The sequence below is a fragment of the Geodermatophilus sp. SYSU D00710 genome (assembly GCF_054050195.1).
The window spans coordinates 1-20,638 of record NZ_JBJGYX010000078.1 but is presented as its reverse complement, the minus strand read 5'-3'; the positions used below and the strand labels follow the sequence as shown (position 1 = coordinate 20,638).

Sequence of the window (20,638 nt, the reverse complement as noted above, 5' to 3'; positions counted from 1 at the left end):
ATGTTGAAGAAGCTGTTACTGTTCGCGCCGCGCGCAGTTGTGCCCCCGCCGGCGGGCCTGGTGGGCCGCCCCGCTTGGTCACGGGCGCGCGGGTGACCATCCCCCCGGCCGGATGAGCGGATCCCGCCGCAGCCCCTGGAGGCGGCCGGACCGGTGCCCGTGGAACGACCGCAGCCCGCCTCATCCGGCCGGGAGGAGGTCACCGGAGCCCGGAGGGGACGAGGCTCCGTGGATCGGATCGGACCTGCTGAGGTCCACGGTCGGGCGTTCCGGCGACCGGGCCGGCCGAGGGCCGTCGGGGGAGGCCCCGGGGAACGGTGTCAGCACCGGTCGGAGGGAGCGAGCGGGATGGAGCGTCGCGTGTACGAACTCCGGGTGCGTGGACCGGTTCCGGCCGAACTCCTCGAGGAGATCGGCGCCGAGGACTTCGGTGAGGAACCGCCGCTGACCATCCTGCGGACCGAGCCGACGGACCAGCCCGGGCTGCACGGCGTGCTGCAACAGCTGCGCAGTCTGGGACTGGACCTGCTGGAGGTCCGCACCACGGGGCCGGAGCCGTCGGACGCCAGCTCCCCGTGAGCAACGGCGACCCCGCTGCGTCACCCGGCGGGGGGACGAGCGCTCGGTCCGCCGGCGCGACCGTCGGGGCGGCTGCACCGTCACGAGGAGGACCGATGCCGCTGCTCGGGGTGTTCGTCTACCTGGTCGCACAGGGCCGGGGGATGGCGGAGCGGTCGGCCGGTGCCGTCGAGCAGCAGCAGGCCGCGACCGACGCCCACATCCGGTCCGTCGCGGCCGCCGCGGAGGCCGAGCAGCTCGCCACGGCCCGCGGCCTCCTGCAGAGCGGCGCCATCACGCCCGACGAGTACCGGCAGATGGTCCCGGCAGGGCGCAGCTGATCCCCGGCTGATCCCCGGCGGCGCCCTCGCGGGGCGACCTCACCCCGGGTGAGTGATGAACGGCGGGACCGCCCGGACCACCCTGACGCCCGTCGGCTGGGCGCCGTGCCCCGCCCGCTGCGGGAGGGGAGTGCCATGCGTCGCCTGGTGGCCGGCCTGCTCGTCGTCGTCAGCGCCGTCGCGCTCGTCCTGGCCAGCGTGTCGCTGTGGACGCGCCAGAACGTCGTCGACACCGACGCCTTCGTGGCCAACGTCGAGACGATCGTGGACCTGCCGGAGGTGGAGTCCCGCATCACCGAGCAGGTGACCGAGACCGTGATGGCGCAACCTGCCCTGCAGGACGCCGTCGACGAGGCCGTGGCGGTGCTGCCGGAGCGGTTGCAGCGGTTCGAGCCCACCGTGGAGAGCGGCATCAGCTCCGTGGTCGCCGCCGGGGTGCAGCGCCTGCTGACCAACGACCCGTTCCGCCCGCTCACCACCGCCGCGCTCCGCTCCGCCCAGGAGCAGCTGATCGCCGGGGAACCGGTGGCGTACACCCTCGGGCAGGCCAAGGACCTCGTGCCCGCCTCGGCCCGCGACGGGATCGCCGGCCAGGTGCTGGACCTGCTCCCCGACGACGCGGGCGTGACGCTCCTGAGCCCGGCCGACACCCCGGAGGTCTACTCGGCGATCGACCTGCTCGAGTCGGTGTGGTGGTGGCTCGGCCTGGTGGCGCTCGGCACACTCGCCGGGGCGCTCGGCGTCTCCCGGTACCGGCGGGGCACGCTGCGGGCCTGGGCGGTGACCACGACCGTGCTCCTCCTGGTGTTGCTGGCCGCCCTGCGGGTGACCCGGGGCGTGCTGCTCCCGCGGGTGCGCGAGGAGAACCGGGACGCCGTCGGAGCGGTCTACGACGTGCTGGCCGGCAGCCTGCGGTCCTGGACGCTGTGGCTGCTGGCCGCCGTCCTGCTGGTGCTCGTGCTGACCCTCGTGTGGGGACGGCTGGGCGTGGTGGCCGGTGTGCGCAACGGCGTCCGCGCGGCGCGGACCCAGCTGCAGCGCCGCCGCGAGGCCCAGGCCGCGCGGGCGCTCCCGGCCGGGGGAGGGACGCCGGAGCAGGCCGCGGCCACCGGCACCGGGGAGTCCTGGACCCGCCGGGTCGCCGCGTGGACGCGGGCCTTCGCCGACGGCCTGGAGCTGCCCCGGCGCACCGCCCACCTCGGCGCCCTCGTCCGCGCCCACCACGGCCCGGCGCGCTGGGCCGGGATCGCGATCGGCGCGGCGGTGCTGCTCTTCTGGCCCGAGCCGACGCTCTCGGTGCTCATCTGGGTCGCCGCGCTCGTCGCCCTCTACCTGGGCGCCCTGGAGTGGCTGCGGAGCCGGGCTCCCGAGCCGGTGCCCGGCGAGCCGGGGGCCGCGCCCGCAGGGGCGCCCGGTGCGCAGCCCGTGCCGTCGGCGGGGGTCTCCTCGGCCGTGCCGGCCCCGCGCTCGGTCGCGACGCCGTCCGCCGACGGGCGGCAGGACGGCGGGGCGGTCGCCACCCTGGTCGACACGGCGGCGCCTCCCGCGGTCGACACGGTGGCCGCCCCGGCGCCCGCCCGGGAGCCGCTGGTGTCGGCTGCGCTGACGCCCGAGGCGCTGTCGGCGCTCAGCGGCCGGCTGGACCTGCTCGTTCGGCTGGGGGAGGCGCGTGACGCCGGCGTCCTCACCGACGAGGAGTTCGGCCGCGAGAAGGGCCGGCTGCTGGGCGTGTGACCGGCCGGGTCAGCGCGGGTCCGGAGTGGCCTGGTCCGCGTGCCGGCGGCGGCGGTCCACCGCGGCGAGGAAGACCCGCAGCACCAGCCCGAGGAACACCAGGTTGCCGATCATCTGCACCGTGGTGAGGACGCGTGCGGCCTCACTGACCGGCGCGATGTCCCCGAAGCCGACGGTGGCGAAGACGGTGACCACGAAGTACAGGCCGTCGACCCGGGTGAGCGGCTCGGTGAACGCGTGCGGATCGCTGCCCGCCAGTACGACGTCGGCCGCGGCGAAGAGCACCAGGAACAGCACGATCGACACCGCGACCGCCTCCACCGCCTTCAGCGCCGGGTGGGGGGACCGCAGGATCGCCCGCACCTGCCAGGCGACCAGGACGCCGACGGCCAGCAGGCCCGCGACCAGTGCCAGCACCGACCGCGGCCCGAACGGGCCGGCGAGCGGCAGGCCGGCGTACAGGGCGAGGACGGCGACGACGGTGAGCAGCGTCCGGCCGAGGGCCACGGTGAGGGCCCGGCGGTCCGGGGCGCGCGCGGCATGCAGCGTGTCCAGACCGGCTCGGGAGGCGTCCACCCGCCGGATGCTGGACCCGCCCGGCCGGGCGGGCGTCATCCGGCCCGGGTGAGGCGTTCAGCAGGCCGAGCTCGTCTCGTCCACGAGGGCGCCGGCCTCCTGGAGGAACGCCGAGACGGTGGAGGCCGCCGCGCCCAGCGTGTCGAGCGAGGGAGCGTCCTGCGCCGCGTCGACGGCGTCCCGGACGGCGTCGGCCTCGGCCTGCACGCCGTCGACCGCGTCTCCGTACCCGGCGCGGGCGGCGTCGGCGAACCCCGCCCAGGCGTCCTGCACCGTCGTCCAGGTCTCCGACAGCGCGCCGGTGCCGTCCTGGACCACGTCGACGTCGCGCAGCTGCGCCAGCGACGTCCGGAGCTCGTCGGCCGCGGCGCACACGTCGGCGGCCGCGGCGGTCGTCGTCGCGGTCGTCGCCACGGTCCCCGGTTCCTGGTCCGACGAGCAGGCGGCGAGGCCCACCGCCACGCCCACGCCGACGGTCACCACCGCGGCTCCGTACCTCGACATGACGCGACCGTGCCGGTCGGGCCGGGCCGCTGCGTCATCCACGGCGGATGAGGTCGGCCCGGACCGGGGGCGGCAGGGTCGGTGTCGACCGTCCGGTCCGGGGAGGAGCCGTCATGACCGCGAGCGTCTCCAGCCACTACGCGGGTCCGACCGCGAGCAGGCACACCGGTGTGCGCGTCGTGGTCGGGCTGCTCGGCCTCGCCGCCGTCGTCCTGGGCGTCGTCCTGCTGTTCCAGCCGGTCGCCGCGGCGCGCACCCTCGCGCTGCTGGTCGGGCTGTCCTTCGTCGTCGGCGGCCTGCTCGACATCGCCGTCGCGTGGGCTGCCGCGGAGCGCCACCGCGGGGTCGCGACCGTCGTGGGGGCGATCCTGGTGCTCGGCGGCGTCCTCGCGATCGCGTGGCCGGGCGTCACGCTCTTCGCGCTGGCGCTCATCACGGGGCTGTCGCTCATCGTGCACGGCGCGTCGCGGGTCGGCGTCGCCGTCGTCGACCGCGCCGAGACGCCCGGCTGGGGGTGGGTCGTCCTCGCCGGCGCGGTCAACGTGGTCATCGGCACCCTCGCGATCGCGTGGCCCGAGGCAACCGTGCTCGTCCTGTCCCTGGTGCTCGGCGCGCAGATCGCCGCCTTCGGCGTGCTGCTCCTCGTCGCCGCCTTCTGGCGTCCCGGGGCACCCCGGACCGCCGTGCCGGCGAGCTGACCCGTCCCCGCGGCGCCGGTCGCCGGACGGGCGCCGCCCCCCACCACAGAGGAGTCCTCATGCCCGGACTGCTGCGCGGGATGGCCCGCACCGCCGTCGTCGCCGGGACGGCCACCGCGGTGTCCAACCGCGTCTCCCGCCGCCAGGCCAACCGCTGGGCCCAGCAGGGCGCCGCCTACGCCCCCGAGCCGCAGGCCGCCGCGCCGGCCCCGCAGGCCCCGCCCGGCACCGACACGAACACCAAGCTCGCGCAGCTGCGCCAGCTGGCGGAGCTCAGGGACTCCGGCGTGCTCGACGAGGCCGAGTTCGAGCTCCAGAAGAGCCAGATCCTCAACTCCTGACCCCCGTCCGCGGACTCCGGACCGACCGGTTCCGGCCGAGCACACCCCGAGGAGAGATCGATGGCCACCATGACCGTCTGGAAGTTCCCCACCGCGAACGGCGCGGCGATGGCCGAGGAGACGCTCAAGGAGCTCCAGCGCAAGGAGCTGATCCGGATCCACGACGCCGCGATCGTCACCTATCCCGAGGGGGCGAAGAAGCCGAAGACGCGCCAGCTGGCCAACCTGGCCGGTGCCGGGGCCCTGGGCGGTGCCTTCTGGGGGATGCTGTTCGGCCTGATCTTCTTCATCCCGTTGCTGGGCATGGCGATCGGCGCCGGGATGGGGGCGCTGGCCGGGAGCATGTCCGACGTCGGGATCGACGACGCCTTCATCAAGCGGATGCGCGACGAGATCCAGCCCGGGACCTCGGCGCTGTTCGTCCTCTCGTCCAACGCGGTCGTGGACAAGGTGCGGGACGCCTTCGAGGGCCAGCAGATGGTCCTGGTCGAGACCAACCTCAGCCACGAGCAGGAGGACCGGCTCCGCGAGGTCTTCTCCGAGGAGGAGGAGCGCACCGCCGCGCCGAGCAGCTGACCGCTCCGGTTCCGGGGTGCCCGGGCCGTGCGACTCCGGCCCGGGCACCCCGGTCGCCCTCGCGAGGGTGAGGCAGGAACGGCCGGCGTCCCGACGATGGGCGCATGACCACCAGCTCTCCTCCGGTCACCGGACGGACACCGGCACCTCCGGCACACCGCCGGCCCCGGTCGGCACCCGCACCACCCCCGCCTGGGTCGGCGTGGTCTGGTTCGCCGGCGCGATGGCGATGACCAGCGGCGCGGCCAACGTCATCGACGGCCTCATCGCCGTCTACGACGACGAGCACCACGCCGTGACGGGCAGCGGGCAGTTGCTCGTCTGGGACTACACCGTGTGGGGCTGGGTGCACCTCCTCGTCGGTCTGGGCCTGTTCGCCCTCGGCGTCCTGCTGGTCACGCGGCCGACGCCGGCGGTCCGGGTGACCACGGCCGTCCTGGCCGGGGTGAACATCGTCGCTCAGCTCGCCTACCTGAGCGTGTACCCCGTGTACTCGATCGCCGTCGCCGCGCTCGACGTGCTCGTGATCTACGGGCTGCTGGCCCACGGCCGGGACATCGAGGAGTCCCTGTCCTGAGCTCGTGACCCCAGGAGGAGGGGACCGTGGCCTGGCTGGCGATCACCGCGCTCGGCCTGGTCCTCGAGGTCGCGCTCGTGATCGCCCTCGGGCGGGCCGTCACGGGACGGGAGGAGCGGGCCGCGCCACCGGCGGATCCCCGGGCGTGGTCACCTCCCGCGGGTGAGGACGAGGGGGTGGCGGCGGCACGTCCGCGCTGACCCCGAGGCCCGTCCCCCGGGCCATCGCTTCCGCCTCCGCCTGACGGCGCTCTGCCGGCTGCTTCCGCGCCCCGCCGGCTCGATCGCCCCCGCAGAGTCCGGGACGAGCCGGCACAGCGGGCGGCGCGCGCCTCGGGCGTGCCCGTCACCGGGGCGACCTGCGACGTCGACGAGGGCTCGCACATCCGCCGACCACCGGCCAGGCTCGGACCACGGGCGGCCGTGCCGCCACCACCGCTCGCGGAGGTCGAGATGTTCGCCAAGGTCCTCGTCGCCAACCGGGGCGAGATCGCCGTCCGGGCGTTCCGCGCCGCCTACGAGCTGGGCATCGGCACGGTCGCGGTCTTCCCCTGGGAGGACCGCAACTCGGTGCACCGGCTCAAGGCCGATGAGAGCTACCAGATCGGCGAGGAGGGGCACCCGGTCCGGGCCTACCTCGACGTCGACGGCGTCGTCGCCGCGGCGCGGCGGGCCGGCGCCGACGCGGTCTACCCCGGGTACGGCTTCCTGTCGGAGAACCCGGAGCTGGCCGAGGCGTGCGCGAACGCGGGGATCACCTTCGTCGGCCCGCCGGCGTCGGTGCTGGAGCTGACCGGCAACAAGGCCCGTGCGATCGCCGCGGCGCGGGAGGCCGGGCTGCCGGTGCTGGCCTCCACCGAGCCCTCCGACGACGTCGACGCGCTGGTGGCCGCGGCCGCGGAGCTGCCGTTCCCGGTGTTCGTCAAGGCGGTGGCCGGCGGCGGCGGGCGCGGCATGCGGCGGGTGGCCGACCCGGCCGTGCTGCCCGCCGCGGTGCAGGCGGCGATGCGGGAGGCGGAGTCGGCGTTCGGCGACCCGACGGTGTTCCTCGAGCAGGCGGTGGTCGACCCGCGGCACATCGAGGTGCAGGTGCTCGCCGACGGCGCCGGGGGAGTGGTGCACCTGTTCGAGCGGGACTGCTCGGTGCAGCGCCGCCACCAGAAGGTGGTCGAGCTGGCCCCGGCGCCGGACCTGGACCCGGAGCTGCGGGAGCGGATCTGCGCCGACGCGGTCGCCTTCGCCCGGGCGATCGGCTACGTCAACGCCGGCACGGTGGAGTTCCTGCTCGACCGCGAGGGCCGGCACGTGTTCATCGAGATGAACCCGCGGATCCAGGTCGAGCACACCGTCACCGAGGAGGTGACCGACGTCGACCTGGTGCAGTCCCAGCTGCGGATCGCGGCGGGGGAGACGCTGGCCGACCTCGGCCTGGCCCAGGACACGATCCGGCTGCGCGGGGCGGCGCTGCAGTGCCGGATCACCACCGAGGACCCGGCCAACGGCTTCCGTCCCGACACCGGCCGGATCACCACCTACCGCTCGCCGGGCGGCGCCGGCATCCGGCTCGACGGCGGCGCGTCGCTCGGCGCGGAGGTGGCGGCCCACTTCGACTCGATGCTGGTCAAGCTCACCTGCCGCGGGCGGGACTTCGGCACCGCGGTGGCCCGGGCCCGGCGCGCCGTGGCGGAGTTCCGCATCCGCGGGGTGGCCACCAACATCCCGTTCCTGGCCGCGCTGCTCGACGACCCCGACTTCGCCGCCGGCCGGGTGACGACGTCGTTCATCGAGCAGCGGCCGCACCTGCTCACCGCCCGCACCTCGGCCGACCGCGGCACCAAACTGCTGACCTACCTGGCCGACGTCACGGTCAACCAGCCCCACGGCGAGCGGCCGCACCTGGTCGACCCGGTGACCAAGCTGCCGCGGGTGGACCTGCGCACCCCGCCGCCGGACGGCTCCCGGCAGCGCCTCCGACAGCTCGGACCGGAGGGCTTCGCCGCCGACCTGCGGAGGCAGACCGCGGTGGCGGTCACCGACACCACCTTCCGCGACGCGCACCAGTCGCTGCTGGCCACCCGGGTGCGCACCAAGGACCTGCTCGCCGTGGCGCCGGTCGTGGCCCGCACCGCCCCGCAGCTGTTCAGCCTGGAGTGCTGGGGCGGGGCCACCTACGACGTCGCGCTGCGGTTCCTGCACGAGGACCCGTGGGAGCGGCTGGCCGCGTTGCGCGAGGCGGTGCCCAACGTGTGCCTGCAGATGCTGCTGCGCGGCCGCAACACCGTCGGCTACACGCCCTACCCCGAGGCGGTCACCCACGCCTTCGTCCGCGAGGCCGCCGCCACCGGCATCGACGTCTTCCGGGTCTTCGACGCGCTCAACGACGTGTCCCAGATGCGCCCGGCGATCGACGCCGTCCGCGAGACCGGCACCGCCGTGGCCGAGGTCGCGCTGTGCTACACCGGCGACCTCTCCGACCCCGGCGAGACGCTGTACACCCTCGACTACCACCTGCGGCTGGCCGAGCAGATCGTCGACGCCGGCGCGCACGTGCTGGCCATCAAGGACATGGCCGGGCTGCTGCGCCCACCGGCCGCGGCGACCCTGGTCACCGCGCTGCGCGAGCGCTTCGACCTGCCGGTGCACCTGCACACCCACGACACCGCCGGCGGGCAGCTGGCCACGCTCCTCGCCGCGTGGCAGGCCGGCGTCGACGCCGTGGACGGCGCGGTCGCCTCGATGGCCGGGACCACCAGCCAGCCGCCGCTGTCGGCGATCGTGGCCGCCACCGACGCCACCGACCGGGCCACCGGTGTCTCGCTCGCCGCGGTGAACGACCTGGAGCCCTACTGGGAGGCCGTGCGGCGGGTCTACGCGCCGTTCGAGTCCGGCCTGCCCTCGCCCACCGGCCGGGTGTACACCCACGAGATCCCCGGCGGACAGCTGTCCAACCTGCGCCAGCAGGCGATCGCGCTGGGCCTGGGGCAGCGGTTCGAGGAGGTCGAGGACGCCTACGCCGCCGCCGACCGGCTGCTGGGCCGGCTGGTGAAGGTCACGCCGAGCTCGAAGGTGGTCGGCGACCTGGCCCTGCAGCTGGTCGGCTCGGGCGTCGCGGTCGACGACTTCGCCTCCGACCCCGGCAAGTACGACCTGCCCGACTCGGTGATCGGCTTCCTGCGCGGCGAGCTCGGCGACCCGCCCGGTGGCTGGCCCGAGCCGTTCCGCACCCGCGCGCTGGAGGGCCGCCGGCCCGCCGAGCCGCCGGCCGACCTGTCCGACGACGACGCCCGCGCGCTGGCCGGGCAGCCGCGGCAGGCGCTCAACCGGCTGCTGTTCCCCGCACCCACCCGTGAGTACGAGGCCCACCGCGAGCAGTACGGCGACGTGTCGGTGCTGCCGACCAAGGAGTTCCTCTATGGCCTGCGGCCCGGCGACGAGCACGCCGTCGACCTCGAGCCCGGCGTCACCCTGCTCATGGGTGTCGAGGCCGTCTCCGACGCCGACGAGCGCGGCGTGCGCACCGTGGTGTGCACCCTCAACGGGCAGCTGCGCCCGGTGAGCGTGCGCGACCGGTCGGTCGACGCCCAGGTCAGGGCCGCCGAGAAGGCCGACCGTTCGGTGCCCGGCCAGGTCGCCGCGCCGTTCGCCGGGGTGGTCACGCTGTCGGTGGCCGAGGGCGACCGCGTCGAGGCCGGCGCGCCGCTGGCGACCATCGAGGCGATGAAGATGGAGGCCGCCATCACCGCCCCCGTCACCGGCACCGTGGAGCGGCTGGCGATCGGCGCCGTCTCGCAGGTCGAGGGCGGGGACCTGCTCCTCGTCCTGCGCTGAGGCGGGCCCGGTGAAGCGGCTCCTGGTCACCCAGCGGCTCTTCGACGACACCGTCCCGGCGGCCTTCCGCGGGAGCTCGGTCGAGGTCGTCGTGCGCGACGCCCGGGAGCCGCTGCCCCCCGGCGAGCTCGCGACCGGCCTCCAGGGCCACCACGGGGTCGTCTGCCTGCTGACCGACCGGCTGGACGGGCCGGTGCTCGAGGCGAACCCGCAGCTCGAGGTCGTGTCCACCGTGTCCGTCGGCTACGACAACGTCGACGTCGCCGTTGCCCGCCGGCTCGGGATCACCGTCACCCACACCCCGGACGTGCTGACCGAGACGACGGCCGACCTCACCCTCGCGCTGGTGCTGGCGGTGGCCCGGCGGCTCCCCGAGGCCGACGCCCACGTCCGGTCCGGCGGTTGGCGGGCCTGGGAGCTGTCCCCGCCGGTGATGGGCGTGGACCTGTACGGGAAGACGCTCGGGCTGCTCGGGATGGGCAGGATCGGGTCGGCCGTCGCCCGCCGGGCCGCGCACGGGTTCGGCATGCGGGTCCTCTACACGACGCGGACCCCGCTGCCGCCCGAGGAGGAGCACCGGCTCGGGGCGACCCGGGTGGACCTGGACACGCTCGTGCGCTCCTCCGACGTGCTCAGCCTGCACGCCCCGCTCACGCCGGAGACCCGCCACGTGGTGGACCGGGACCAGCTGGCGGCCATGCGGCCGTCGGCGATCCTGGTCAACACCGCCCGGGGGCCGCTGGTGGACGAGGCGGCGCTGGCCGACGCGCTGGCCGCCGGCGCGATCTGGGGCGCGGGGCTCGACGTCTTCGAGGACGAGCCGCGGGTGCACCCGCGGCTGCTGGCGCTGCGGGAGCGCGTCGTCCTCGCCCCGCACGTCGGCAGCGCCACGATCGAGACCCGCCGGCGGATGGCCGACACCGCCGCGCGCGACGCCCGGGCCGTGCTGGAGGGCCGGGCGCCGGCCCACCCGGTGCCCGGCTGAGCCCGGCCCCCGCTCGCGGCGGGACCCCTGGATCCCCCGGGTCCAGGAACTCCACCTTCGGGCCATGGGCGCCGGGGCCGGCCGCCGAGACGCTGGTCACACGGGCAGGCACCGTCGCGGTCCGGCACGGACCTGCGCTCGGACGGACGCCACCCGCGAGCGGACGGACGTCACGAGGAGCCGGTGATGGCAGGGGTACAGCCTCTCGAGCAGTCGACCCGGGACGTCGTCGAGCACGTCCTGCCCGACGGCGGCGTGGTGGTCGGCGACGACGGCAGCGCGGTCTCGGCCGCAGCGGTGCGGTGGGCCGCCGAGGACGCCGCCCGCCGCGGGACGGCCCTGCACGTGGTCCGGTGCTGGGGGCTGACCACGGCGCCGCGCCCGGACACGTGGGAGCCGGGCTACGTCCCCCCGCTCACCGACTGGGAGGAGTCGGTGCGGCGGGCGATGGTGCGGCTGCGTGCCCCTGCCCTCGCCGGTGTGGCGGGCCTGGACGTGCACTGGCAGCCGGTGCACGGACCCGCCGAGCGGGTGCTGACGGCCGCGTCGGCCGGGGCGGACCTCCTCGTCGTCGGCACCCGGGGACGCGGCGAGCTGCGGGAGCTGCTGCTGGGCTCGGTCGCCGGCGCCGTCCTGCACGCCGCCCACTGCCCGGTCGTGGTCGTGCGTGCCGCCCCCGGCCGGGGGCGGCACCTCACGGTCCCGGGGACCTCCCGGTGACCGCTCCGCCGACGTCGACAGCGCCCCCCGAGCGTGCCCGACGGTGGTCGCCCTCCCGGTGAGCGCCGGTCATGCGTGCCCCTCATGGGCGCGCGCATTGGACCCCCGCCGCGTCCAGCCTGTTGACTGGTGGACGGCCGGGGCGCCGTCCGGCCGGCGCGAGCACGGGTCCCGGCCGAGGAGGACCGCAACCGGTGGAGCGCACACCGACCGCCGCGGGGACCGGCACCAGGCCGGGCAGGGACGAGTACGACCTCCTCGAGGTGGCCGACTTCCGCAGGCTGCACCGGCTGCTCGACGACGTCGCCTCCGCCGGTGCGCGCGTCGACGTGCGCGAGCAGGTGCTCGAGGGGCTGGCCCGCCACTTCGGGTGGCGGCACACCACCTTCTTCACCGGACCGTCGCTGCGGACGACCTTCCACGACCGCGCGCCGGTGCTCCGCGGCCGGGCGGTCGGCATGGGCACGCCCTTCCTGGAGCACTACTGGCCCTACGACGTGTTCAACCTGCCCCGCAACCGGGTCCTCCTCCGGGACCGTGGCGCGGCCTCGCTCGACGAGCTGGACCTCCGCCACGGCGAGGTCGTCGACTACTACCTGGACCGATTCCTGCGCGCCCACCGGGTGCGCAGCGAGGTGCTGATGGGCCTCCGGCTCGACGGCGCGGAGGCGATCATCGGGGTCCTCGACACCCGCGACCACGCCTACGACCGCCACGACGTCGCGCTCTCCCGCGTGCTCGCGCGGCAGCTGGCGCGCGTGCTGGTCCTCCCCAGCGGGCCGGCCGACCCGCTGGCCGGCCTGTCCGCGCGCGAGCGCGAGGTCGCCCGTCTGGTCGGCGAGGGGCTGACCAACGCCGAGGTCGCCGCCGCGCTGTTCGTCTCGGTGGACACCGTGAAGAAGCACCTGACCAGCGTCTTCGGCAAGACCGGCTGCCGCAGCCGGGCCGAGCTGGTGCGCCTGCTCGCCACGGTGCCGGCCGCTCGGTAGCCGACCTCCCGGCAGCGCCGGCGCCGGGTGGATCGCGGATCCCGCCCGCCTCTTCCACCTTGGTGGCATTCCCGCGCCCGACGGCGGGGCGAACGCTCGAGGGCGCAGCACCCCATCCCGTTCCCGCTCCCGAGGACGAGCGTCATGACGATCAACCCCGAGGCCAGCGCCGTGCCCGTCGCACCCGGCACGCGCGTCGGCGACCACCGCAGACGTGACCCCGACCCGGCCGGTCCGGGCCTCCTCGACGAGGCGGACCGATGACCGGGAGCGACGCCCGCCCGGTGACCGTCGTCCTGGGTGCCACCGGGCACGTCGGTCGGGGAGTCGTTCCCGCCCTGCTGCGCTCCGGTCACCACGTCGTCGCGGTCACCCACGACCGCGCCCGGCCGACGGCGCCGGCGTGGGGCGCGGCCGGCGGCGGGACGGTGACCACGGTCGCCGGCAGCCTGGAGGACGAGGCCCGTGCGGACGCGCTGTTCCGGTCGGTGCAGGCGGCCACCGGCGGCATCGACAACGTGGTGGCCGCCCTGCCCGGGTGGTACTGGGGCCGGCGCCTGCTGGAGACCCCGGTGGACGAGTTGGAGGAGGCCGTCGGCCGCATCGTGCGGCTGCACGTCGTCGCCGCGCGGACGTTCCTGCCCCGCCTGCCGGGCCCGGGCGGCCAGTACCTGCTGGTCAACAGCCCGGCCGCCACCACGACCGTGCCGGAGCTCGGCGCGATGAGCATCGCGGCGGCCGCCGAGCTCATGCTGGGACGGGCGCTGGGGGTCGAGCAGCCCTCGGACGGCGCCCGGGTCACCGTCCTGCAGGTCACCACGCCCGTGCTGACCACCGACGCCCCGGGCTCGGACCTGTCCATGCGCACGGCCGAGGAGATCGGCGAGCAGGTGGCGTGGCTGCTGGCCCAGCCGTCCCGCCGGAGACCGGTGGTGCGGTGGCCCTACGCGGAGGCCCGCCCGTACGACACCGCCGAGCACCTGGTCACGGCCCTGTCCTGGGCCGCCGAGGCGCGGGACGAGCGACACGCGTGGGCCGGGCACCGGCCGGCGGACGCCCTCCGGTGACGAGCACCGGCGCCGCGGTGCCGGTTCCGACCGCCGGTTCCGCCCCGCGGCCCGGGTGAGGCCGCGCCGCCGGGCTCTGCCGGTGTCCTAGCGGCGGGCCAGCGCCGCCAGCGCGGCGTCGATCCGCTGCCGGGTGTCCTCGGCGGTCCACCCGGCGACGACGGCCGTGTCGCCGGCGGTGGTCGCCGCGATCGCCGCGTCGGCGGGGCGGTGGAGGGCGGTCTTGGTCAGCCGGTAGGACTCCGGTGACCGGGCGGCCAGCTCGGCGGCCAGCGCGAGCGCCCGCGGCAGCAGCTCGCCGGGCCCGGTGACCTCGTCGACCATCCCCAGGGCCAGCGCCTGCGCCGGGTCGACGGCCTGCGCGCCGAGCAGCACCCGGCCGGCGCGGGGGCCGAGCGCGTGCCGGGCGATCTCCAGCGCGGCGGCCGGGAAGGGGACGCCGACCGCCAGCTCGGTCAGCCCCATCCGCCCGCCCGACACCAGCCGCAGGTCGCAGGCCAGGGCCAGCACGCAGCCGCCGGCGATCGCGTGCCCGTTGACCGCGGCGACCGTGGGCCGCGGGTGGTCGAACACGGCGCGGAACGTGCGCGACAGCGCCGTCAGCAGCTGCTCGGTGTAGGGCCGGCCGCCGTCGAGGATGCGGCGCAGGTCCACCCCGGCGGAGAACGACGAGCCGGTGCCGGTGACCACCAGCGCCCGGTCGGACCCGGTGACGGCCGCGGTGAGGGCGTCCAGCAGCGCCACGTCCAGGGCGCCGACCCGGCCGTGTTCGATGCGCAGGACGGTGACGTCGCCGCGGTCCTCGGTGAGCAGCACCGGGCCATCATCCAGGCAACCGGGGCGGCGCGGCGGGTCGCGGGGCCCGTTCGGTCATGACCCCTCGGGACGATCTCGTCCCGAGAAGGCGGCGCGGCGGCGGGCCGGGACCGATGATGGTGGGCAGTCAGCAGGGGAGGGGACGCCGTCGTGCCGAGTGACCGCTACGCGGGGCTCGCGTCCGTGCTCAACGCCATCCGGGGGGCGTCGGACGTCACCCAGCCGCTGATCGTCGAGCGGGTGGGCCTCGGCCGCAGCGTGGTCGCGCAGCGGGTCGCGGAGCTCGAGGCGGCCGGCCTGGTCGTCTCCGACGGCTTCGGGCCGTCCACCGGTGGCCGGGCACCGCGCCGGCTGCGTCTCAACAGCGAGGCCGGGTACGTGCTGGGCGCCGACATCGCCACGAACGAGCTCGTCGTCGGCGTGGCCGACCTGTCGGGCGACCTGCTGGAGTCGCGCCAGCAGGCGATCGACGTGGCCGACGGCCCGGACGTCGTCGTCGCTGCCGTGGAGCGGCTGGCGGCCGAACTCGTCGAGGAGGTCGGCGCCCGCCGGAGCCTGTGGTCCTTCGGGGTCGGCATGCCGGGCCCGGTGGCCTACGACGACGGGAGCCCGGCGGCCCTGCCCACCCTGCCCGAGTGGAGTCGGCACCCCACGCGCCAGCAGCTGGCCGAGCGCTTCGGGGTCCCCGTGTGGATGGACAACCGGACCAACCTGTCCGCGCTGGGGGAGCGGCGGGTGAACCCCGTCGCCGCCCGCTCCCGGCACATGGTCTACCTGGGTGGGGGCTACGGGATCGGCGCGGCGGTGGTCGTGGAGGGCCGCATCCACCGTGGTGCCCACGGACTGGCCGGCTCCATCGACCACGTGCCGGTCCCCGGCGCGGGCGACGTCGCCTGTCACTGCGGCCGCACGGGCTGCCTCGAGGCGGTGGCCGGGCGTGCCGCGCTCGCCCGGGACGGCCGGCTCCTCGCCGAGACCGGTCAGAGTCCGGCGCTCGCCCGGGTCCTCGACCGGACCGGCCGGATCCGTCCCAGCGACGTCACCGAGGCGGCCGGGTCGGGTGACGGCGCGGCCCGGGCCCTGCTGCACCGGTCGGCGGTCATGCTCGGACGCAGCCTGGCGGTCCTGGTCAACGTGTTCGACCCCGACCTGGTGGTCGTCGGCGGGGGCATCGCCCGGGCCCGCGCCCACGTGCTCGCGGCGATCCGCGAGGAGATCTACCGGTCGGCCCTGCCCGCGGCGACCCGGGACCTGCGGATCGAGCCCTCGGCGTTCGACCAGGAGATCGCCGGGATCACCGGGGCCGTCGAGTTCGCGCTCGGTGAGCTGTTCAGCCCCGAGCACCTCCCGGCGGTCCTCGACGCCCGGGGCGGCGACACGCCGCTCGACGAGTCCCTCCCCGCCTGAGCCCGGGGGGACTTCGGCGCGGCCGGGCACCACTTCTTCCGCGCGTCGGCGAAAGTCGGGATACGCTGCCTCGGTGGAGACGGGCACCCGGCACGGGCACGGAGCGTCCGGTGCCAGCTGAGCGGCTGGACGGGCTGGTCGCCGTCCTCGAGGCCATCCGCGCCGACGACGGCACCACCCAGCCCCGGCTCGTGCAGCGCACCGGCCTCGGCCGCACCGTGGTGGCCCAGCGGGTGGCCCAGCTGGAGGCCGCGGGCCTGGTCGTCCCGGACGGGCACGGGCCGTCGAACGGCGGGCGCGCGCCGCGCCGGTTGCGCCTGCGGGAGCGCGCCGGCGTCGTCGCCGGCGCCGACGTCGGCGCCACGGGGATGGCGGTGGGGCTCGCCGACCTCTCCGGCCGCGTGCTGGCGGAGACCCGTGAGCCCGTGGACGTCGGCGACGGCCCCGACGTGGTGCTCGGCCGGATCGAGGAGCTGGTCGACGAACTGCTCGACCGGCTCCCCGGCCGACCGCCGCTCTGGGCGATCGGCGTCGGCGTCCCCGGCCCGGTCGAGTTCGCCACCGCCCGGCCGGTCGCGCCGCCGATCATGCCCGGCTGGGACGGTCACCCCATCCGGGAGCGGCTGTCGGGCCGGTTCGCCGTCCCGGTGTGGGTGGACAACGACGTGAACGTGCTCGCCCTGGGGGAACTGCGCACCAACCCGGCCGCGGCCGAGGTCGGCGACCTGCTCTACCTCAAGATCGGTACCGGGATCGGGGCCGGCCTGGTGTCCGGCGGGCGCCTGCACCGGGGAGTCAACGGGTGTGCCGGCGACATCGGTCACGTGGCGGTCGCCGAGGCGGACGCGGTCGTCTGCCGGTGCGGCAACGTCGGCTGCCTGGAAGCGGTGGCCGGTGGCGCGGCCCTGGCCCGCGAGGGCCGACGGCTGGCGGAGAGCGGTGCCAGTCCCGCGATGGCCGAGCGGCTGGCCGCCGCGGGCGACCTCACCGCGGCCGACGTCGCGTCCGCCGCCGAGCGCGGCGACCCCGCTGCCCGGGCCGTGCTCGCCCGCGCCGGCCGGCTCGTCGGCGGTGCGCTGGCGACGCTGGTCAGCTTCTACAACCCCGGCCTGGTGGTGCTCGGTGGCGGCGTGGTGCACGCCGGCGACCACGTCCTCGCCACCATCCGTGAGTCGGTCTACCGGCGGTCGCTGCCGCTGGCCACCCGGACGTTGCGCATCGAGCTGTCGGCGCTGGGGGAGAGGGCCGGCCTGGCCGGCGCCGTGCACCTCGCGCTGGACAACGTCTTCGCACCGCACCGCCTGGCCCGGTGGCTGCCGGCGGGCTCCCCGGCCGGCGACCCCGCGCTCGCGGGCGAGTCGCTGCGCACCTCCGCCTGAGTCCCGCGCGGACCTCCCCGCCCGGCGTCGGCGGGTGTCCCCTGCGGGCTCCGCCCATCAGCACCGTCGATGCCGGGCATCAGCACGGTTACGCACGCCCTGCATTGACTTCCTCCGTCGCGTGGCAGAAGTATGTGGTTGCCATCACGCGGACGGTGTCGGGGGAGACCGGACGCGGTGCTCAGACCACAGCGTCCCAGTCGTCCGGTCCACGGACACGCGAAGAGAGGCAGCCACATGACCCAGCACAGCCACCGGGGACTCCGCCGCATCGGTGTCCTCGTCGCCGTCCCGGCACTGAGTGCACTGACGCTCGCGGCCTGCGGCGGCGGGGACGAGGACGGTGGCTCGGGCGGTTCGGGCGGCTCGTCGAACGGCTTCACCTTCGCCTTCGAGAACGCCTCCGGTGGGCAGCAGAACCCCTGGCAGCTGCTCGCCGACCAGTACGCCGAGGAGACCGGCGTCGAGGTCGAGACGCAGGGCCTGCCCCCGGACAGCTACGGCCTGAGCATGCGCACCCAGCTGCAGGGCGGCAGCGGCCCCGACGTCCTGATGGTCTCGCCCGGCGCCGGCAACGCCAACGCGGTCCTGCCCCTGGCCGAGGCCGGCTACATCGAGGAACTCGGTGAGGAGTCGGCGGCCCTCGTCCCCGAGGGCAACGAGTCGCTCTTCGAGATCGACGGCGCGGTCTACGCCCAGCCGACCGACATCATCCCCGTCGGGGTGGTCTGGAACGCCGGTGCGGCCTCGGCCGCCGGTGTCGACGTCCCCGAGGACGAGTCCGCGATGCTCGACTCCTGCAGCGGGCTCGCCGGCGAGGGCAAGTCGTTCCTCGCCGTCGCGGGGTCCGCGCCGCCGAACATGGGCCTGATGGCCATGGCCATCTCCGCCAGCCGGGTGTACGCGGAGACCCCCGACTGGAACGAGCAGCGCTCGGCCGGTGACGTGAGCTTCGCCGACAGCGAGGGCTGGCAGGCCACCCTGCAGACGATCGTCGACATGAACGAGGCCGGCTGCTTCCAGCAGGGCGCGGCCGGCGGCGGCTTCGACGCCATCACCCAGGGACTCACGCAGGGCTCGTCGCTGGGCGCGTTCGTCCCCGGCGCCGCGGCCACCGAGCTGGCCAACGCCACCCCCGGTCTGGAGCTGCAGGTGCAGCCGTTCCCGCCGGCCGACGGCGGTGAGCAGTTCCTGCTCGCCAGCCCGAACTACGCCCTGTCGATCAACGCGGCGGCCGACGACGGCGCCAAGGAGGCCGCACAGGAGTTCCTCGCCTGGATGGCCGAGCCGGAGAACGCCGCCCGCTTCACCGAGCTCCAGGGTGGTGTCGCCATCACCGGGGTCGACGAGAACCTCTCGCCGGTGTACGAGCCGGTGGCCGACCTGCTGGAGAACGGCGACTACGCCCCGCTGCCGAACCTGGCGTGGCCCAACCCCGGCGTCTACGACGCACTGTCGACCGGTGTCCAGGGTCTGCTGGCCGGTCAGGGCGACGTCCAGTCCGTGCTCGAGTCCATCGACCAGGCCTGGGACCAGTGACCCGGGCCGGCTGACCCGGCACACCTCCCGACCGCACCTCCGGACCACACCGAGGGACAGACGATGACCACGACCATGGGCACCCCGCAGCGCACCGGTCGGCTGGTCCGGGGCGCGGGCCCGGCCGCCGGGAGCGGGCACGCCACCCGCTCCCGGCCCAGCCGGCCCCTCATCACCTACGGCCGCTGGTGGTGGGCGCTGCCCGCCGTCCTGGCGGTGCTGCTCATCCACTACATCGCCACCGCCGGCGGCGCGCTGTACGCCTTCACCAACTGGACCGGGGTCGGCGACTTCGACTTCGTCGGCCTGGACAACTTCCGGCGCATCGTCGAGGACCCGGCCCTCATCGGGTCGCTGCAGAACACGCTGTTCCTGGCCTTCGGCTTCCTGATCGCCACCAACGTCTTCGGCCTGCTGCTGGCCCTGGCGCTCAACCGCACGCTGAGGACGCGCTACCTGCTCCGGGTGCTGTTCTTCATGCCGGTGGTGCTCAGCCCGCTGGCGGTCTCCTACATCTGGAAGTTCATCTTCGACTTCAACGGCCCGCTCAACGGCGTCATCGGCTGGTTCGGCATGGCGCCGAAGACGTGGCTGGCCGATCCGGACCTGGCGCTGTGGGCGGTGCTGGTCGTCATGGCCTGGCAGACGACCGGCCTGGTCATGGTCATCTACCTGGCCGGGCTGGCCACCGTGCCGATGGAGATCGAGGAGGCCGCGGCGCTCGACGGCGCCAGCACCTGGCGGCGCTTCCGCCACATCACCCTGCCGTCGATCCGCCCCTCGGTGGCGATCGCCTCGACCCTCATGCTCATCCAGGGCCTGCGGGTGTTCGACCAGGTCATGGCCCTCACCGGCGGTGGTCCCGCCGGCGCCACGGAGACCCTGGCCACGCAGGTCTACAAGGAGACGTTCGCGCTCAGCAACTTCGGCTTCGGCGCGGCCCTCGCCCTCCTGCTCACCCTCATCATGCTCGTCTTCTCGGTGCTGCAGCAGGCTGCCACCAAGGACCGGTCGTAAGGGATCCGTGTCATGTTCCGATACACGAAGGCCACGGCGCTGCGCGAGGCGCTGGTGTGGGCCGTCGCCCTGCTGACCCTGCTGCCGTTCTACTTCCTGGTCATCAACGCGCTCAAGCCGGACGAGGAGCTGCTCACCACCGGCTCCTCGACCCCGCCGAGCCGGCCGACGGTGGAGAACTTCACCGAGGTGCTGACCGCCGGTGGCGACTCCAACATCCTGCTGGGCCTGTTCCACAGCGTGGTGATCACCGCCGGGAGCATCGTCGGCCTGGTCGCGTTCGGCTCGCTGGCGGCCTACGTGCTGGCCCGCACCACGGCCCGCTGGGGCAGCGTCGCGTTCTACCTCTTCCTCGTCGCCATCGTGCTGCCGACCCAGCTGGGGCTCATCCCGCTCTACATCGGCGCCCGGCAGCTCGGTCTGGTCGGCTCGGTCTGGGGGATGGTCATCCTGTACGTCGGCACGCTGATGCCGCTGGCGGTCTTCCTCTACGCGGGCTTCTTCCGGAACCTGCCGCGGGACTACGAGGAGGCCGCCGCGCTCGACGGCGCGGGACCGGGCCGGGTGTTCTTCCGCGTCGTCCTGCCGCTCATGGCGCCGGCCACCGGCACGGTGGCCATCCTGACCGGGCTCATCGTCTGGAACGACTTCTTCTCCGCGCTGATCTTCCTCGGCGGCTCGGAGAGCCAGACCCTCACGGTGTCGATGTACTACTACGTCGGCTCGCTGGTCTCGGCCTGGAACAAGATCTTCGCCATCGTGATCATCTCGATGATCCCGATCCTGGCCTTCTACCTCTTCGCCCAGAAGCGCTTCATCCAGGGCTTCGCCGGCGGCATCAAGTAGCCCCCTGGGGGGGGGGGGGGGGGGGGGGGGGGGGGGGGGGGGGGGCCCCCCCCCCCCCCCCCCCCCACGACTCCGACCTCATCAACCGGGGGCTCGCCGCGGGGCTGGGCTACCGGGGCACCTTCGGCCACGAGGCCGAGG

21 protein-coding genes are annotated in these 20,638 nt (G+C 75.2%); 18 read left to right on the top strand and 3 right to left on the bottom strand.

All coding sequences use genetic code 11. The features are described 5' to 3' along the window. Nucleotides 1-375: 375 nt before the first annotated feature. The 3 genes from ACI78U_RS22925 to ACI78U_RS22915 all read left to right on the top strand — a co-directional run bounded on the left by ACI78U_RS22925 (nt 376) and on the right by ACI78U_RS22915 (nt 2,633). The gene (locus ACI78U_RS22925) at nt 376-579 is read left to right on the top strand and encodes a hypothetical protein (protein ID WP_456877710.1); all 204 of its coding nucleotides are present in this window, start codon (nt 376-378) and stop codon (nt 577-579) included. Between the two features lie 95 nt (nt 580-674). Beyond that, nucleotides 675-899, top strand: a complete 225-nt coding sequence (locus tag ACI78U_RS22920; protein WP_456877709.1) for a hypothetical protein — start codon at nt 675-677, stop codon at nt 897-899. Nucleotides 900-1,034: 135 nt separating this feature from the next. Further along, nucleotides 1,035-2,633, top strand: a complete 1,599-nt coding sequence (locus ACI78U_RS22915) for an SHOCT domain-containing protein (RefSeq protein WP_456877708.1) — start codon at nt 1,035-1,037, stop codon at nt 2,631-2,633. A 9-nt stretch (nt 2,634-2,642) separates the two neighbouring features. Here ACI78U_RS22915 and ACI78U_RS22910 read toward each other — a convergent pair whose 3' ends face one another. Next, complete coding sequence (locus tag ACI78U_RS22910) at nt 2,643-3,209, bottom strand: potassium channel family protein (RefSeq protein WP_456877707.1); 567 nt, start codon at nt 3,207-3,209, stop codon at nt 2,643-2,645. A 57-nt stretch (nt 3,210-3,266) separates the two neighbouring features. After that, nucleotides 3,267-3,713: a hypothetical protein gene (locus ACI78U_RS22905; protein WP_456877706.1), complete on the bottom strand. Its 447-nt coding sequence runs from the start codon at nt 3,711-3,713 to the stop codon at nt 3,267-3,269. Nucleotides 3,714-3,826: 113 nt separating this feature from the next. On the opposite strand from ACI78U_RS22905, the gene ACI78U_RS22900 reads away from it, so the two are divergent. The 10 genes from ACI78U_RS22900 to ACI78U_RS22855 all read left to right on the top strand — a co-directional run bounded on the left by ACI78U_RS22900 (nt 3,827) and on the right by ACI78U_RS22855 (nt 13,493). Then, nucleotides 3,827-4,411: an HdeD family acid-resistance protein gene (locus ACI78U_RS22900; RefSeq protein ID WP_456877705.1), complete on the top strand. Its 585-nt coding sequence runs from the start codon at nt 3,827-3,829 to the stop codon at nt 4,409-4,411. Between the two features lie 59 nt (nt 4,412-4,470). Then, nucleotides 4,471-4,752, top strand: coding sequence for an SHOCT domain-containing protein (locus tag ACI78U_RS22895; protein WP_456877704.1), 282 nt, complete (start codon nt 4,471-4,473; stop codon nt 4,750-4,752). Nucleotides 4,753-4,812: 60 nt separating this feature from the next. Then, nucleotides 4,813-5,328 (top strand): DUF1269 domain-containing protein, encoded by a 516-nt coding sequence (locus ACI78U_RS22890; protein WP_456877703.1) that lies wholly within the window; start codon nt 4,813-4,815, stop codon nt 5,326-5,328. A gap of 67 nt (nt 5,329-5,395) precedes the next feature. Continuing rightward, nucleotides 5,396-5,905, top strand: coding sequence for a DUF7144 family membrane protein (locus ACI78U_RS22885; protein WP_456877702.1), 510 nt, complete (start codon nt 5,396-5,398; stop codon nt 5,903-5,905). A 26-nt stretch (nt 5,906-5,931) separates the two neighbouring features. Next, entirely contained in the window at nt 5,932-6,105 is a 174-nt protein-coding gene (locus ACI78U_RS22880; protein WP_456877701.1) for a hypothetical protein, read from the top strand. Nucleotides 6,106-6,327: 222 nt separating this feature from the next. Then, nucleotides 6,328-9,732, top strand: coding sequence for a pyruvate carboxylase (locus tag ACI78U_RS22875; RefSeq protein ID WP_456877700.1), 3,405 nt, complete (start codon nt 6,328-6,330; stop codon nt 9,730-9,732). Between the two features lie 10 nt (nt 9,733-9,742). Further along, the gene (locus ACI78U_RS22870) at nt 9,743-10,717 is read left to right on the top strand and encodes a 2-hydroxyacid dehydrogenase (RefSeq protein WP_456877699.1); all 975 of its coding nucleotides are present in this window, start codon (nt 9,743-9,745) and stop codon (nt 10,715-10,717) included. Nucleotides 10,718-10,903: 186 nt separating this feature from the next. After that, a complete protein-coding gene (locus tag ACI78U_RS22865) occupies nt 10,904-11,437 on the top strand; it encodes a universal stress protein (RefSeq protein ID WP_456877698.1) in 534 nt (177 codons plus the stop codon). 194 nt (nt 11,438-11,631) lie between these two features. After that, complete coding sequence (locus ACI78U_RS22860; RefSeq protein WP_456877697.1) at nt 11,632-12,426, top strand: helix-turn-helix transcriptional regulator; 795 nt, start codon at nt 11,632-11,634, stop codon at nt 12,424-12,426. A 260-nt stretch (nt 12,427-12,686) separates the two neighbouring features. Continuing rightward, on the top strand, nt 12,687-13,493 hold the full coding sequence (locus tag ACI78U_RS22855; protein ID WP_456877696.1) for an SDR family oxidoreductase: 807 nt from the start codon (nt 12,687-12,689) through the stop codon (nt 13,491-13,493). A gap of 87 nt (nt 13,494-13,580) precedes the next feature. On the opposite strand, the gene ACI78U_RS22850 is transcribed toward ACI78U_RS22855, so the two are convergent. Then, the gene (locus tag ACI78U_RS22850) at nt 13,581-14,309 is read right to left on the bottom strand and encodes an enoyl-CoA hydratase/isomerase family protein (protein WP_456877695.1); all 729 of its coding nucleotides are present in this window, start codon (nt 14,307-14,309) and stop codon (nt 13,581-13,583) included. 150 nt (nt 14,310-14,459) lie between these two features. Here ACI78U_RS22850 and ACI78U_RS22845 point away from each other — a divergent pair, with 150 nt between their 5' ends. The 5 genes from ACI78U_RS22845 to ACI78U_RS22825 all read left to right on the top strand — a co-directional run bounded on the left by ACI78U_RS22845 (nt 14,460) and on the right by ACI78U_RS22825 (nt 20,497). Next, on the top strand, nt 14,460-15,716 hold the full coding sequence (locus ACI78U_RS22845) for an ROK family transcriptional regulator (protein ID WP_456877694.1): 1,257 nt from the start codon (nt 14,460-14,462) through the stop codon (nt 15,714-15,716). 110 nt (nt 15,717-15,826) lie between these two features. Continuing rightward, nucleotides 15,827-17,095 (top strand): ROK family protein, encoded by a 1,269-nt coding sequence (locus tag ACI78U_RS22840; RefSeq protein ID WP_456877693.1) that lies wholly within the window; start codon nt 15,827-15,829, stop codon nt 17,093-17,095. A gap of 237 nt (nt 17,096-17,332) precedes the next feature. Beyond that, entirely contained in the window at nt 17,333-18,634 is a 1,302-nt protein-coding gene (locus ACI78U_RS22835) for an ABC transporter substrate-binding protein (RefSeq protein ID WP_456877692.1), read from the top strand. 63 nt (nt 18,635-18,697) lie between these two features. Continuing rightward, nucleotides 18,698-19,651, top strand: a complete 954-nt coding sequence (locus ACI78U_RS22830) for a carbohydrate ABC transporter permease (RefSeq protein ID WP_456877691.1) — start codon at nt 18,698-18,700, stop codon at nt 19,649-19,651. A gap of 12 nt (nt 19,652-19,663) precedes the next feature. Beyond that, the gene (locus ACI78U_RS22825) at nt 19,664-20,497 is read left to right on the top strand and encodes a carbohydrate ABC transporter permease (protein ID WP_456877690.1); all 834 of its coding nucleotides are present in this window, start codon (nt 19,664-19,666) and stop codon (nt 20,495-20,497) included. Nucleotides 20,498-20,638: the final 141 nt, after the last annotated feature.

Excerpts from the sequence above, each read along its gene's own strand:
- ACI78U_RS22920 (WP_456877709.1), top strand. The coding sequence starts at position 675 with ATGCCGCTGCTCGGGGTGTTCGTCTACCTGGTCGCACAGGGCCGGGGG.
- ACI78U_RS22915 (WP_456877708.1), top strand. The coding sequence starts at position 1,035 with ATGCGTCGCCTGGTGGCCGGCCTGCTCGTCGTCGTCAGCGCCGTCGCG.
- ACI78U_RS22905 (WP_456877706.1), bottom strand. The coding sequence starts at position 3,713 with ATGTCGAGGTACGGAGCCGCGGTGGTGACCGTCGGCGTGGGCGTGGCG.
- ACI78U_RS22900 (WP_456877705.1), top strand. The coding sequence starts at position 3,827 with ATGACCGCGAGCGTCTCCAGCCACTACGCGGGTCCGACCGCGAGCAGG.
- ACI78U_RS22895 (WP_456877704.1), top strand. The coding sequence starts at position 4,471 with ATGCCCGGACTGCTGCGCGGGATGGCCCGCACCGCCGTCGTCGCCGGG.
- ACI78U_RS22890 (WP_456877703.1), top strand. The coding sequence starts at position 4,813 with ATGGCCACCATGACCGTCTGGAAGTTCCCCACCGCGAACGGCGCGGCG.
- ACI78U_RS22865 (WP_456877698.1), top strand. The coding sequence starts at position 10,904 with ATGGCAGGGGTACAGCCTCTCGAGCAGTCGACCCGGGACGTCGTCGAG.
- ACI78U_RS22855 (WP_456877696.1), top strand. The coding sequence starts at position 12,687 with ATGACCGGGAGCGACGCCCGCCCGGTGACCGTCGTCCTGGGTGCCACC.
- ACI78U_RS22835 (WP_456877692.1), top strand. The coding sequence starts at position 17,333 with ATGACCCAGCACAGCCACCGGGGACTCCGCCGCATCGGTGTCCTCGTC.
- ACI78U_RS22830 (WP_456877691.1), top strand. The coding sequence starts at position 18,698 with ATGACCACGACCATGGGCACCCCGCAGCGCACCGGTCGGCTGGTCCGG.
- ACI78U_RS22825 (WP_456877690.1), top strand. The coding sequence starts at position 19,664 with ATGTTCCGATACACGAAGGCCACGGCGCTGCGCGAGGCGCTGGTGTGG.